The organism is Methylococcus mesophilus (assembly GCF_026247885.1).
GTDB classification, from domain to species: domain Bacteria; phylum Pseudomonadota; class Gammaproteobacteria; order Methylococcales; family Methylococcaceae; genus Methylococcus; species Methylococcus mesophilus.
This window is the reverse complement of sequence record NZ_CP110921.1, coordinates 2,043,885-2,056,478: the sequence shown is the minus strand read 5'-3', so window position 1 is coordinate 2,056,478 and position 12,594 is coordinate 2,043,885. Positions and strand designations below refer to the sequence as shown.

13 protein-coding genes are annotated in these 12,594 nt (G+C 66.4%); 7 read left to right on the top strand and 6 right to left on the bottom strand.

Annotation, left to right across the window (positions count from 1 at the left end):
- Nucleotides 1–100: 100 nt before the first annotated feature.
- The 3 genes from OOT43_RS09705 to OOT43_RS09695 all read right to left on the bottom strand — a co-directional run bounded on the left by OOT43_RS09705 (nucleotide 101) and on the right by OOT43_RS09695 (nucleotide 2,403).
- Nucleotides 101–1,480 (bottom strand): diguanylate cyclase, encoded by a 1,380-nt coding sequence (locus OOT43_RS09705; protein WP_266024714.1) that lies wholly within the window; start codon nucleotides 1,478–1,480, stop codon nucleotides 101–103.
- Between the two features lie 126 nt (nucleotides 1,481–1,606).
- On the bottom strand, nucleotides 1,607–1,966 hold the full coding sequence (locus tag OOT43_RS09700) for a hypothetical protein (protein WP_266024713.1): 360 nt from the start codon (nucleotides 1,964–1,966) through the stop codon (nucleotides 1,607–1,609).
- A 17-nt stretch (nucleotides 1,967–1,983) separates the two neighbouring features.
- The gene (locus OOT43_RS09695) at nucleotides 1,984–2,403 is read right to left on the bottom strand and encodes a cysteine rich repeat-containing protein (RefSeq protein ID WP_266024712.1); all 420 of its coding nucleotides are present in this window, start codon (nucleotides 2,401–2,403) and stop codon (nucleotides 1,984–1,986) included.
- Nucleotides 2,404–2,829: 426 nt separating this feature from the next.
- Between OOT43_RS09695 and OOT43_RS09690 the strand changes: the two genes are divergently transcribed.
- The 7 genes from OOT43_RS09690 (at nucleotide 2,830) to OOT43_RS09660 (ending at nucleotide 8,336) form a co-directional block, all read left to right on the top strand.
- A complete protein-coding gene (locus tag OOT43_RS09690; RefSeq protein ID WP_266024711.1) occupies nucleotides 2,830–3,117 on the top strand; it encodes a hypothetical protein in 288 nt (95 codons plus the stop codon).
- A gap of 29 nt (nucleotides 3,118–3,146) precedes the next feature.
- Nucleotides 3,147–3,410 (top strand): YfhL family 4Fe-4S dicluster ferredoxin, encoded by a 264-nt coding sequence (locus OOT43_RS09685; RefSeq protein WP_266024710.1) that lies wholly within the window; start codon nucleotides 3,147–3,149, stop codon nucleotides 3,408–3,410.
- A gap of 97 nt (nucleotides 3,411–3,507) precedes the next feature.
- On the top strand, nucleotides 3,508–5,292 hold the full coding sequence (locus tag OOT43_RS09680) for a putative bifunctional diguanylate cyclase/phosphodiesterase (protein WP_266024709.1): 1,785 nt from the start codon (nucleotides 3,508–3,510) through the stop codon (nucleotides 5,290–5,292).
- Between the two features lie 179 nt (nucleotides 5,293–5,471).
- A complete protein-coding gene (gene cobU, locus OOT43_RS09675; RefSeq protein ID WP_266024708.1) occupies nucleotides 5,472–5,987 on the top strand; it encodes a bifunctional adenosylcobinamide kinase/adenosylcobinamide-phosphate guanylyltransferase in 516 nt (171 codons plus the stop codon).
- Nucleotides 5,984–7,024 (top strand): nicotinate-nucleotide--dimethylbenzimidazole phosphoribosyltransferase, encoded by a 1,041-nt coding sequence (gene cobT / locus OOT43_RS09670; RefSeq protein WP_266024707.1) that lies wholly within the window; start codon nucleotides 5,984–5,986, stop codon nucleotides 7,022–7,024. Before cobU ends, cobT begins: the two co-directional genes overlap by 4 nt.
- On the top strand, nucleotides 7,021–7,614 hold the full coding sequence (cobC, locus tag OOT43_RS09665; RefSeq protein WP_266024706.1) for an alpha-ribazole phosphatase family protein: 594 nt from the start codon (nucleotides 7,021–7,023) through the stop codon (nucleotides 7,612–7,614). Before cobT ends, cobC begins: the two co-directional genes overlap by 4 nt.
- A complete protein-coding gene (locus tag OOT43_RS09660; RefSeq protein ID WP_266024705.1) occupies nucleotides 7,611–8,336 on the top strand; it encodes an adenosylcobinamide-GDP ribazoletransferase in 726 nt (241 codons plus the stop codon). Before cobC ends, OOT43_RS09660 begins: the two co-directional genes overlap by 4 nt.
- Here the strand turns inward: OOT43_RS09660 and OOT43_RS09655 are convergent.
- From OOT43_RS09655 to OOT43_RS09645, 3 genes are read right to left on the bottom strand one after another with little or no spacing between them, the layout of a single operon-like run.
- Nucleotides 8,328–10,313 (bottom strand): transglutaminase TgpA family protein, encoded by a 1,986-nt coding sequence (locus tag OOT43_RS09655; RefSeq protein WP_266024704.1) that lies wholly within the window; start codon nucleotides 10,311–10,313, stop codon nucleotides 8,328–8,330. The two genes, OOT43_RS09660 and OOT43_RS09655, sit on opposite strands and share 9 nt — an antisense overlap.
- The gene (locus tag OOT43_RS09650; RefSeq protein ID WP_266024702.1) at nucleotides 10,310–11,275 is read right to left on the bottom strand and encodes a DUF58 domain-containing protein; all 966 of its coding nucleotides are present in this window, start codon (nucleotides 11,273–11,275) and stop codon (nucleotides 10,310–10,312) included. The genes OOT43_RS09655 and OOT43_RS09650 overlap by 4 nt, the downstream gene beginning before the upstream one ends.
- 13 nt (nucleotides 11,276–11,288) lie before the next feature.
- On the bottom strand, nucleotides 11,289–12,200 hold the full coding sequence (locus OOT43_RS09645) for an AAA family ATPase (RefSeq protein ID WP_266024701.1): 912 nt from the start codon (nucleotides 12,198–12,200) through the stop codon (nucleotides 11,289–11,291).
- Between the last annotated feature and the right edge of the window lie 394 nt (nucleotides 12,201–12,594).

Here is a 12,594-nt window from a genome sequence, read left to right as displayed (position 1 = left end):
CTACGGATTGTCGTCCGGAAAAATGACCGGAAAGTTTCAGTCCTGTAAAAAATAATGGCGTTAGTATGGTTATCAGAGGCTGATTTCAAAAAGCTCCGGACTAGGCCGTGCCGGATTGCTGAACGCCGTTCGCTTCGGCCGGCGATTTCCGGTTTTGCTTGAACCTGTACATCGAGTTGTCGGCATGGCTGATCAATGCGTCCGCTGTCACGCCGTTTTCGGGGTAGGTGGAGACGCCGATCGATGCGCTGACGTTGAGGCGCTGCCCTTTATAGCCGATCGGTTGGCAGACGATGCCGGCGAGCTTTTCCGCGACGGTGATCGCTCCATGGCTGCCACGGGCGCCGGGAAGAATCAGCATGAATTCATCGCCGCCGACACGGGCGACGGTATCGTTGCTACGCAGCGCACCGCGCAGCCGCCTGGCGATTTCCACGAGCACTTGATCGCCGGCCCGGTGGCCGAGGCGGTCGTTGATGGGCTTGAAGTCGTCGAGATCGATATAAAGCAGCGAGAAGCCGTCACGGTGGCGCCGGGCCTGGGCGATGGCACGTTCGAGCCGGTCGTCGAGCAGGCGCCGGTTCGGCAGGTCGGTGAGGGAGTCGTGCAGCGCCAGGTGCTGGATGCGGATGCGCTCGAAAAGCACCAGGAACACCAGCGCGGCGATCAGGCCCGACAGCAGCAAAGTGGCGATGCGCAGAATGATCAGGCGTTTCCCTTTGGTCTGCCAGCCCTCGGCGGGAGTCGCGGCGAGCTCCCAGGATCCACCGGGGACGGCGATCGACAAATCCACATGGTCGTGGTCGAAAAGCCAGGCGTTGCCGAAGATGATCCGGCCCTTCTCCCCGACCTCGTCCTTGCTGCGCAAGGCCCAGGCGATCTTGGCCGGCTGGCGGTCCTTGTTGATCGTGGCGAACAGCGAGTCGAAATTGATCACCAGGGCGACGATTCCCCAATAATCGCCGTTCAGCAGATAAACCGGGGTTCGGCTGATGAGGCCGCGTCCCCCCTGGATCAGGTCCACGGGGCCGCTGAGCACGGTGGTGCGGGTTTCCATGGCCCGCTTGACCGCTGCCCATTGCTCGGCGTTGTCCTGGTAGCGGAAGCCGATCACTTTTTCGTTACCCTTGAGCGGATAGGTAAAACGCACCTCGTTTCCAGGCGCCAGCACGATGTTTCGCAAATGCCGCCCGTAGCCGAAGACGGTGCTCAGGATGACCTTGACCGACGCAGGATCGAGGGTCTTGTGGGCCGACACGTAGCCGCTCAGGCCGTTGGCGAGGTAGAGCGTTGAGTACAGTTCTCCTTCCAGCCGCGCGCGTATCGCCGAAGCCTCGGCGAGCACCTGACTTTGAGCGATGACCCGCAGCCGTTCCGCCTCGATCCTGACGACATACTCGCCGAACGTTGCAAGCAGCAGGAAGATGGCGATGGCGAACGCCGATACGAACCGCGGACGGGCGAAACAGTCGGCCAGCACGGTTTCAGCCTCCGTGCCGGCGAGCAGGAACGCGGCGCGTTGCGATGGGGGACTGATCAGCCGTTCCGCATCCGTTCGATTCGGAGAAGGCGGCCACGACGGGTTTCATGTCGATGCCGTAAGGAATCACGGCTTGACGAACTGCTGCCCGGACAAGTCTACACAGATGTCTTCGTAGTAGTCGTAATCGTGAGCGCAGGCGATGCAGCGTCCCCGGCAGGCGTATTCCATATTGTTGCAGATGAGCGCAGCCTGCTGATTGCTGTGCACGGTGACGTTCCCGACCTGCTCGAGGTTGTAGCCGTCGCCCCAGCGCTCCACCCGGTAGCACTGCGCCTGGATGGGGTTGTCCGCTTCGTCTTCCCATTCTTCCCAGGCCTGAGCGGTGGACGCGGCGCTCAGCGCGAGCAGGGATGCCAGGCTCAGGCGAAACAGAAACCTTGCGATGCCGGCAAGGTGCGATTGTGTCGAAAACTCCGCGTTCATGCGTGGATTCCTTAAATTCAGGGGTTGGGTTTCGTCCGGTTTCCGGCTTTGCGGGCGGCAGCCAGGGTCTCCTTGCAGGCGGAGGAAACCTGGCGGTGATGCTCTCTCAGGCAGTTGGCCACCCGGCCCTTGCCCGGCCGGACCTCCTTGCACAGGCGCTCGACGTCGGCCCCGCAGGCGGCCTGTATCTCCCGGTGCCGGGCGAGAGCGGATTCCAAGCCGGAGCGGCATGCCGGCGAGAGCTGTGCGTCGTGCTCTTTGAGACAGTTCTGTATGCGGCCGCCGCCGAGGCCGAGATTCTTGCAGTACCTGGCGATTTCATCCGAGCAGGGCAGAGGGCGCGGCGCCGCGTTGCCGGCCGAGGCAATTGCGAGAAAGGTGAACAACGCGATGTGCTTCAGCCGGCCGATGCCGGTATTGCTTGCGATCGTGCGCATGGTATTCCTTCTTCTTAACGTGAAAGTCGCAGCAACCTTGCTCCCCCTCTCCCTGTGTGACAAATCCGCCAGGAGCGGATTTGCATCGACCCGGAGCGGCCCGAAGGGCGCCGGGCAGGATAGCCCCGCCATAGCCGGGCCGGGGGAGGGTAACGATCATCGCGGACAGTCGCTTGCATCATCCAGGGCGGCTGGTCGCCATGATCGTCAGGAGGGGTTCCTGATTGCGGTAATGGGATGCCTGTCGGGCGAAGCTCTGGAACGACGTTACAATCCGGATGTGACCGTCTCATGCCGTAACAGTACGCAACGCCCGGAAACCGCACTATGCACCCGGTTTCCCGCGTCGGCAAGTGCGGCGTACGTTGACATCCGCCGTGCCTCCGGCCATAAAATCACCTTACCCGAAGCGTGGAGGGTATGTTGATGGAACCGGATTATGAAGCGCTTGGCCGCTATTACGCGAGCCTGGAGACGTTCAACGAACTCTCGTCCAAGCGCCATCGCCTGTCCGGCGATCTGTGCCGGATGCTCAGCCACAGCATGGAACGGAACCATGACGTCCTGACGCTGTTCGATCACGAGACCGCGCGCATGCTGCTGGAAGATATCATCGCCCTGAACGCCCATCTCATACAGATCGCCGAGCACCTCAACCGGCATGCCGCGGAGTGCGGCAAACCCGAAATCCGTACGCTCTACCGAAAAGGCTGAGCACCGCTGTCACCGACTTTGGAAGCGAAATGGCGCTGATCATCACCGACGAATGTATCAACTGCGACGTCTGCGAGCCGGAATGCCCCAACGGGGCCATCTCGCAAGGGGAAGACATCTATGTGATCGACCCCGCCCGCTGCACCGAATGCGTGGGCCACTTCGAGCGGCCCCAATGCGTGGAGGTGTGTCCGGTGGAGTGCATCCACTCCGATCCCGATCACCGGGAAGACCACGATACCCTGTACCGGAAGTTCGTCGAACTGAACGCCGGCCATACCGAACGCGCCTAGCCATCTCGCCGGGCATGGCCCGGCCTTTCACATTGCGGTAACGGTCGGCCGCTATGTTGGGACTCCCGAGTGAATCGAAGCAGGGAGCGTCCCAGCCATGTCGGATTCCAGTGCCATCGAGGCGGGAACGGGCCACGGCCATCCCGATCTCGATGCCGGGCGGTTCCCCGTCGACGCCCGGGTCCGGGTGCTTGCCCGGCGCTTCCCGCCCTATCATCGCGATTCTCCCTGCCTGGCCATCCTCGACCGCTTTCTGCACGATCCCTCGCTGGCCGCCGCCGCGGTGGTCGACAACGACATGCGGCCCGTGGGCCTGATCGACCGCTACTCGCTGGTGGAGCAGTTCCTCCACCCGTACAGCCGGGACCTCTACCACAAGTGTTCCATCGCCGCGTTCATGGATCCCGGGCCGGTCATCGTCGACGCCGACTCCAGCATCGACGACCTTTCGCGCATCATCATCGACGCCGGCATGCGGCACATGGTCAGCGGTTTCATCGTGACCGAGGGCGGCGTCTATCTGGGCATCGGCAGCGGGCACGACCTGTTCGAGGAGGTCGCCAACCGCAAGCAGAACCATCTGCACTATCTGGCGCATTACGACCAGCTCACCAGCCTGCCCAACCGCCTGTTGCTGAACGACCGGCTCAAGCGCGCCTGTCTGCGGGGCCAGCGCGGGGGGTACCGGATCGCGCTGCTGTTCATCGACCTCGACCGTTTCAAGCTGGTCAACGACACGCTGGGGCATGCGGCGGGCGACCAGTTGCTGCAGGGCGTGGCCGGCCGTTTCGCCGCCTGCGTGCGCAAAGTGGATACCGTGGCGCGCCTCGGCGGAGACGAATTCACGGTGTTGCTGGAGCCGGTGCAGGGGAGGGACGAAGCGCTGGCGGCGGCATCCAGGCTGGTGCAGAGCCTGGACCGGCCGTTCTCTATCCAGAACCAGAAGCTTACGACCTCCGCCAGCATCGGCGTCGTCCTGTTCCCCGAACACGATACGACGGTCGAAGGCTTGATGCGCAAGGCCGACGCAGCCATGTACCACGCCAAGCGCGAAGGGCGTAACCGGCTTGCGCTGTTCACGGAGGAAATGAATTCGACCGTGGTCGAGCGCGTCACGCTCGAGTCAGCCCTGAATGCGGCGCTGGAAAAGGGGGAGTTCCACTGCCATTTCCAGCCCCAGATAGCGACGGAGGACAACCGTATCGTCGGGGTCGAGGCGCTGCTGCGCTGGATCAATCCCGCGCTGGGGAGGGTGCCACCGCTGAAATTCATTCCGGTGGCGGAGGAGACCGGTCTGATTCTCCCCCTCGGCCTGTGGGCGCTCGAGACCGCCTGTGCGCAGCAGGTCCGGTGGCTTTCTCAGGGATTGCCGCCCTTGCGTGTAGCCGTCAACATCTCGGCGTTGCAGTTCAGGAACCGGGATTTCTGCGACCAGGTCCGGGCCATCGTGCAAAAGACCGGCATCCGCCCGGAGCACCTGGAACTGGAGCTGACCGAGAGCGCGGTGATGGCGGACGCGGAAAACTCGGTCGGCATCCTCCGGGAGTTGCGCGATTTCGGCATTCGCCTCGCCATCGACGATTTCGGCACCGGCTATTCGAGCCTGAGCTATCTCAGGACGTTTCCGCTGGATCGCCTTAAGATCGACCGTTCCTTCGTCAGCGGGATCGACCGGATTCCCGCCAACGAACTCATCGTCAAGGCGATCGTCGCGTTGGGCGGGAGCCTGGGCCTGGACGTCATCGCCGAAGGCGTGGAAACCTCGGAGGAACTGGAGTGCATCAAGCGCTGCGGCTGCAGCGAATACCAGGGCTTCCGGCTGTCGGAGCCGCTTACTGCGGAGGATTTCGCGCACTGGTTCGAAGATTCCGGATACGGCTGAGTTGTTTTCCGCGGTCCCGGTCTGGCGGAGCGCTTACAATCAAGGGGATTTCCTCCCTTCTCCCTCTGGGACAAATCTGCCGGGAGCAGATTTGCATTGACCCGAAGGGTGCCGGGCAGGATAGCCCGGCATGAAAGGGCCGGGATGAGGGTTTGATCGCTTTGGGGGCCGCATTTGGGATGAAGGAATTGATACTGGGGGGCGCGCGCTCGGGAAAAAGCCGCCACGCCGAGCAGCGCGCCCTGCTGTCGGGGCTGGAGGTCGTGTATGTCGCGACCGCCGTGGCGGGCGATGCCGAAATGGCGGCGCGCATCGGTAGCCACCGGGCGAGGCGTCCCGAATCCTGGCTGACCGTGGAGGAGCCGCTGGCACTGGCCGCCGGCCTGGAGGCGAACGCCGGCTCCGGCCGCTTCGTCCTGGTGGACTGCCTGACGCTCTGGCTTAGCAATCTGCTGGCCGAGGGCGAGGACGTGTTCCGGTGCGAACGGCAGGCACTGCTGCAGGTGTTGCCGGGCTTGCCGGGCCCGGTCTGCCTGGTAAGCAACGAAGTCGGCTACGGCATCGTGCCCGTCAATCCGCTGGCGCGCCGCTTCGTCGACGAGGCGGGTTGGCTGCATCAGGAACTCGCCTCGCGCTGCGACCGCGTGGTGTGGGTAGCGGCCGGCCTGCCCCAGCTGCTGAAGGGCGCTCCATGAGCTGGATAGTCCCCAATATCGCGCCGCCCTGCGCCGAAGCATTCCGCCGAGGCTTGCAGCGGCAGGCCGAACTCACCAAACCGCCGGGATCGCTGGGCCGTCTGGAAAACCTGGCGGTGCGCCTGGCCGCCATGCAGGCGAGCGGGCGGCCGTCGCTGGAGCGGGTCTGGATCAGCGTGTTCGCCGCCGACCATGGCGTCGCCGAGGAGGGCGTTTCCGCCTATCCCCAGTCGGTCACGCGGGAGATGTGCCGTGTGTTCGTGGCGGGAGGCGCCGCCGTCAGCGTCCTGGCGCGGCAGATCGGTGCGGTGCTGGAGGTGGTCGACGCCGGCGTCGCCGAGCCGCTCGCAAGCCCCGGCATCGTCGACGCCCGCGCCGGCAGCGGTACCGCCAACTTCACCCGCGCGGCCGCCATGTCGGAAGCCCAGCGCGACCGGGCGCTGGCGGCCGGCGCGGAAGCGGCCTCGCGCGCAGAGCGCCACGGCGCGCAGCTTTTCATCGGCGGCGAAATGGGCATCGCCAATACCACCTCCGCCGCGGCACTCGCCTGCGCTCTGCTCGGCGTCGGGCCGGACCGGCTGGCCGGTCCCGGCACCGGGCTCGACGGCGCCGGCGTCCGCCACAAATGCGAGGTGATCGAAACGGCCTTGCGGTTGCACGGGGAAGCCCTGCGTGATCCGGCGGAAATCCTCCGCCGCCTGGGGGGATTCGAGATCGCCGCGTTGACCGGCGCCTATCTCGCCGCTGCAGCGGCCTCGATTCCGGTGCTGGTGGACGGTTTCATCGCGACGGTCGCCGCCCTGTTGGCGGTCCGCATGCAGCCGGCCTGCGCGGACTGGTTCCTCTACGCCCACCGCTCGGCCGAGCCGGGCCATCGCCTGGTGCTTGAGGCGCTGGGCGGCGAGCCGCTGATCGATCTGGGCATGCGGCTGGGCGAAGGCAGCGGGGCGGCGGTGGCCGTGCCGCTCTTGCGGGCGGCCTGTGCCCTGCACAACGAGATGGCGACTTTCGCCGAGGCCGGGGTGTCGGGCGGATGAACCGCGTTACCGTCGATCTGCTGCGTCACGGCGAGGTCGATGGCGGCCTGTGCCTGGGCCGGGGATGCGATGTCCCCCTCAATGCCCGTGGCTGGTCGCAGATGCGGGCGATGCTGCCGGAGCGTCCGCCCTGGACCGGCATCGCCACATCGCCACTCCTGCGGTGTGCCGAATTCGCCGGCGAACTGGCGGGGCGGCTCGGCGTGGAGCTCCGGGTCGACGAGCGCTTCAGCGAACTGGGCTTCGGCGAATGGGAAGGGCGGCCCTGGTCGGAATTGTACGACCGTTACGGCGAGCAATTGCTGGACTTCCAGTGCCGTCCGGACTGCAACCCCGCGCCGGGCGGCGAGCATTACCCGGATTTCGAGCGCCGCGTGGCCGCAGCCTGGGAGGAGTTGCTGGACCTGCCCGGCGAGCGGCACTGGCTGCTGGTGGCCCACGCCGGCACCATCCGCGCCGTCCTGCGCCGGGTGCTGGAGTTCCCCGCGACTCGCCTGTTCGGGATCGACGTTCCCCCTGCCTGCCTGAGCCGCATCGTCCGCGACGGCGCGGAAGCGCCGCGGCTGGTGTTCCACGGAGGGCGGCCTTGAACCTTTCGCCTTTCTGGCTGGCTGTGCAGTTCCTGACCCGTCTGCCGGTGCCGCGCGCTGTGGATTTCTCCCCGCGCGCTCTGGGCCGGTCGGTCGTGTTCTATCCCGCCGTGGGGCTGTTGATCGGCGCGATCCTGCTGGCCGCCCGGCTGCTGCTGCAGGATGCCGGGCCCGCACTGGCTTCGGCTTTGGTATTGCTGCTCTGGGTGCTCGTCACCGGCGGGCTGCATATCGATGGCCTTGCCGACAGCGCCGACGCCTGGGTGGGTGGCCACGGCGATGCGGAGCGCAGCCTGGAAATCATGAAGGACCCCCGCTCCGGGCCGATCGCCGTCGCCGTCGTCGTCCTGCTGTTGCTGGTGAAATTCGGCGCGCTCGTCGATCTGTCTGGCCGGTTCACCTGGCTGCCGCTGCTCGTCGCGCCGGCGGCCGCGCGCGGGCTGGTTCCGGCCCTCCTGCTCACTACGCCCTATGTGCGCAAAGGCGGGCTGGGCGGCCCTTTGGCGGAGAATCTGCCGCGGCGGCCGGCCCTTTTTGCCGTGCTGTTCGCGGCGGCGATGCTGGCGGCGCTCGGGCCCTGGCCCCTACTCGCGGTCGCCGCGGCCGCCTGGACCTTGCGGGCCATGATGCTGCGCCGCCTCGGCGGCTGCACCGGCGATACCCTCGGCGCCAGCATCGAGATCGCCGAAGCCGCGGTGCTGGTGGCTGCCGCGCTAGCGTGACGGGATTTCCCGCCCCAGCGCCTTCAGGCGTTCGAGCGCGGCGGGTTGGACCCTGCCGCCGTAGCGGATGGCTAGGAACAGCGCGGTGAATCGGCCGAAGGGTTCGGCCAGGTCGGGCCGGGTTTGGGCGACGCGGGTCGCGAAATCGCGCATGCCTTCGGCGGGCGCGCGGACGAGTCCCTGGCGTTCGAGCTTTCCGGCGACCCGTAGGTAGAGTCGCAGGGCCGGATCGGCGACAGGCCGGCTGCGCGGCCATAGCAGGGCGAAGGAGATCAGGGCGAGGAGCCCGAGCAGGCCGGTCAGCCAATAAACCAGGCGGTTCCAGTCGACGACCCCTAAGCGCTCCAGAAACCGGCCCTGGTCCTCCGGACCGTAGGCCAGCACCCACTGCACCCAGGCGTGGTCGACCGCGTCCCACATCAGGCCGGCCTCGCGCATCAGGCCGCGCAGGCTGGACAGACGGTCCCCCAATGCCTGCGCCACCGGGCTGGCGAACACCACCGCGCCGTCGGCGCCGGCCGCGAATTCCAGTTCACGCTCGATACGCTCCGGTGCGACCGCGGCGGTGGGATCGAAGCGGGTCCAGCCGTCGCCGTCGATCCAGATTTCCGCCCAGGCGTGGGCATCGGCCTGGGCGACTTCCAGGAAATGTCCCACCGGGTTCCAGTGTCCGCCCTGGTAGCCGGTGACCACCCGCGCCGGGACGCCGGCGACCCGCATCAGGTAGACGAAGGCGCCGGCATAGTGCTCGCAGAAGCCGCGCCGGGTGTCGAACAGGAAGCCGGCGACCGGATCGCCCGCGATGGCTGGCGGACGCAGGGAGTAGATGAACGGTTCCTCGCGGAAATGGCGCAGCGCCTTTTGGGCCATGGCTTCGGCGGACGGGTTCTCCAGCAGCCAGCCGTTGACCAGCTCCCGTACCCGTTCGTCGGGCATGCCCGGAATCTGTAAGGCGCGCCGCCGTTCGCCCTCGCTCAATGCGTCGAAAATCGCCGCCGGACGCGAAGACAGGACGTAGCGCCGGCGCTCGCGGATCGGTTCCGCGGCCAGGAGAAATCCGTCCTCGACGCGCGTCAGCTCGGCGGGGAAGGTTTCCAGGGTCTCCAGCGGAAACACCCAGCGCCGCCGTTGCGGCTCCAGGGTGAGGGCGTAGCGGTAGCTTGCTCCGGCCGCTTGCGGCGGACGCCGGGCCGGGAGCGGTTCGTCGTAGCCGGCGGTCCAGCGGCGCCCGTCGTACTGCCAGAACACCGGGCCGCGCCAGTAGCGCTCCTGCGGCGGCGGCAGGGCGCCTTCGAAGTCGACGCGGAAGGCGGTTTCCCGCGACAGCCCGAGCCGGCTGATCGCGCCGGGCTCCATGGAGTCGCTCAAGCCGGTCCTGCCGCCGGGTTCATCCTCCGGCAGCTTCCACAAAGGGCCGGCGATGCGGGGCAGGAACAGGAACAGCACCACCATGACCGGAACGGCCTGCATCACCATCTTCGCACCGAGGCGCAGCCGGCCGGCGAGGCTGAGGCTCTCCCCGCCGTTCAAGCCGATCAGGCAACTCATCAACAGCGTGACGACCCCTAAGGTATAAGCGGCGATGGGGATGCTCTGGGAGAACAGGTATTCGGTGACTGCGACGAACAGCGCCAGGTAAATCACCAGGTACAGGTCGCGCAGGCTGCGCATTTCGAGCAGCTTGAGGCCCAGTCCGACCAGGAACAGGGCGGTACCGCCCTCCCGTCCGTAGAACTTGTGGAAGTGCACATAAACCAGCCCCGCCCCGGCCAGGGTCAGCAGGAACAGGCTGATCCGGGAAGGCAGGGGCGCCTTGCGGTAAAGCGCCGCCAGGCGCCAGCCGCAGGCCAGCCAGACGAACCCGGGGATGTCGAGCGGCAGATCGGCCGCATGCGGGCTCACCACCAGCGCCAGGGCCGCGCAAAGCAGCGGCAGGTTGCGCCGGAGGAGTTCGGATGGGAGGGGAGGGTGGGTCATGTGCCGAACAACGCCAGCGCTTCCAGGCAGTGGGCCCGATGGGCTTCACCCCGGCCTTTCTCGATCACGACGCCGGGCAGTCGCAGGCTATAGGGCGTGCCCGCCGCCTCGGCGTCCAGTACCCAGCGGCATAGGCGGGACAGCCGGGCCTCGACGTCGGCGCCGGGCGTGTATTGCCAGTCCAGAGCCAGCTCCGCCGTGCCGCCGCCGGCGTACTGTTTGACGTGCACCCCCTGGCCCTTCGCCACCCCCTTCCAGTGGATGCGCTTCAGCGGATCGCCCGGCCGGTAGCCGGAGAAGCCGTAAAAATCCTCCTCCTCGCTGTGGCTTAATCGCGTACCGCTGCCCGGCTCGGGGATCGCAGGCGGTTCGATCCCCGCGGGGGCGGGGCGGGGATAGACCAGGGCCCGTTGGCGCAGGTTGATCGGCGACCAGGCGCGGAACCATCCGAGCGGAAACGAAGTATCGAAAGTCACCGTGGGCAGCGGCAGCCAGCCGCGCGTTTCGGTTTCGGCGTGCAGCGTCAGTGTGGCCGTGGATTCCGGAGAGACGTCGAAACGGATCGTCGTTGCAGCGCCGGCAAGCCGGGCGCTGAGGCCGTGCCGGTGGATGCGGGAAGGATTGTCCAGATGCAGCTCGAAGCGCGCGGGTTCACCGACGAACACCGGCGGCGCCTTGCCGCGGCGCACGCTCAGCCCCGCCAGGTTGCGGAACGCGTACAGCGTGGACTGCATGGCGATGCCGGCCAGCAGGAAGGTCAGGATGAAGGCCAGGTTGTTGCTGTAATTGATGGCGGCCAGGAACTGGATGGCCAGCAGCACGGCCAGTCCGAAGCCGCGCCGGTTGGGGGCGATGAACACGCGGCGGTGGGTGAGGCGGATCGGCCCGTCCACCGCCTTCTCGCCCCGGAAGAAGCGGCGGAGGTCGAAGCGCTCCTTCCACTCTATCGGCACGGAAATCATCGCGCGCTCATCCTCAGGGAATGGCGACGTCCCGCAGCAGCGGCGCGACGGCTTCGGCCACGCCGCCTCCGCCCGACGCGAGTTTCAGCCGGTGGCCGGCTACGGGCGGCAGGACGGCCTGGATGTCCTCGGGCAGCACCGCCGCACGTCCGTCCATCAGCGCCCAGGCCTTGGCGGCGTGCAGCAGGGCCAGCCCCGCCCGCGGCGACAGCCCGCCCTGATAGAGCGGCGATTCCCGGCTGAAATGGAGCAGCGCCTGCACATAGTCCAGCAGGGCGGGCGAGGCATGAACGTCGCGGACGCGGCTCTGCAGCGTCAGCAGTTCCTCCGCCGGCAGGCAGACCGGCAACTGCGGCAGCAGGGCATAGCGTTCTTCCCCCATCAGCAGCTCGCGTTCGGCACGGGCATCGGGGTAGCCCAGCTCGATCCGCATCAGGAAGCGGTCGAGCTGGGATTCCGGCAAAGGGAAGGTCCCGATCTGGGTGTTCGGGTTCTGGGTGGCGATCACGAAGAACGGCTCGGGCAGCGGCCGGGTCTCGCCCTCCACCGTCACCTGCCGTTCCTCCATGGCCTCCAGCAGTGCGCTCTGTGCCCTGGGCGTGGAGCGGTTGATCTCGTCCGCCAGCACCATGGGATTGAACACCGGGCCGGGATGGAAGCGGAAGCTGTGGGTGGCGGCGTCGTAGATCGAAGAGCCCAGCACGTCGGCCGGCAACAGATCGCTGGTGAACTGGATGCGCTGGTATTTCAGGCCGAGCAGCGCCGCCAGGGTGCGTGCCAGCGTGGTCTTGCCGACCCCCGGCACGTCCTCGATCAGCAGATGGCCCCGCGCCAGCAGGCAGCAGACGCACAGGCGGATGGGCTGTTCCTTGCCGAGGATGACGGAATTGGCGGTGTCGAGCAGGCGGGAGAAAGCGGGGTCCATGTATCGTGCGGTCGGGGGAATTTGTCGAACAAGAGTAGCACGCGTCGGATTCGTGGTAGGGGGCAGTAACCGTTCATACCCTTGCCTTTTTTGCTGGGATCGCGGCCATCTTGGCCGCATCTTCAGCGGGCGGGAGGCCCGCGCGCCCAGGGGATTGAACGGTTACGAGGCGCGTCGTTTGAGTTTTGTGCTATGTGTTATTAACGTTTATGTAAATCAATATTCTACGGCGCAAGCCGGGTGTCTATCGGCGAGAATAGCGTCTCGCCGCCTCCCTTGAAAAACCCCGCAGCCTGGGCTAGCCTCTCAAGTAGCTGTTTGTATATATTTTTTCTAAATCACTTATTGCATTCCTCTCGCATTGTTTTCCCGGTACAAACTTCAAATAAGGAGA

Coding starts and splice junctions, on each gene's coding strand:
- OOT43_RS09700 (WP_266024713.1), bottom strand. CDS start 1,966: ATGAACGCGGAGTTTTCGACACAATCGCACCTTGCCGGCATCGCAAGG.
- OOT43_RS09695 (WP_266024712.1), bottom strand. CDS start 2,403: ATGCGCACGATCGCAAGCAATACCGGCATCGGCCGGCTGAAGCACATC.
- OOT43_RS09690 (WP_266024711.1), top strand. CDS start 2,830: ATGGAACCGGATTATGAAGCGCTTGGCCGCTATTACGCGAGCCTGGAG.
- OOT43_RS09685 (WP_266024710.1), top strand. CDS start 3,147: ATGGCGCTGATCATCACCGACGAATGTATCAACTGCGACGTCTGCGAG.
- OOT43_RS09680 (WP_266024709.1), top strand. CDS start 3,508: ATGTCGGATTCCAGTGCCATCGAGGCGGGAACGGGCCACGGCCATCCC.
- cobU (WP_266024708.1), top strand. CDS start 5,472: ATGAAGGAATTGATACTGGGGGGCGCGCGCTCGGGAAAAAGCCGCCAC.
- cobT (WP_266024707.1), top strand. CDS start 5,984: ATGAGCTGGATAGTCCCCAATATCGCGCCGCCCTGCGCCGAAGCATTC.
- cobC (WP_266024706.1), top strand. CDS start 7,021: ATGAACCGCGTTACCGTCGATCTGCTGCGTCACGGCGAGGTCGATGGC.
- OOT43_RS09655 (WP_266024704.1), bottom strand. CDS start 10,313: ATGACCCACCCTCCCCTCCCATCCGAACTCCTCCGGCGCAACCTGCCG.
- OOT43_RS09650 (WP_266024702.1), bottom strand. CDS start 11,275: ATGATTTCCGTGCCGATAGAGTGGAAGGAGCGCTTCGACCTCCGCCGC.
- OOT43_RS09645 (WP_266024701.1), bottom strand. CDS start 12,200: ATGGACCCCGCTTTCTCCCGCCTGCTCGACACCGCCAATTCCGTCATC.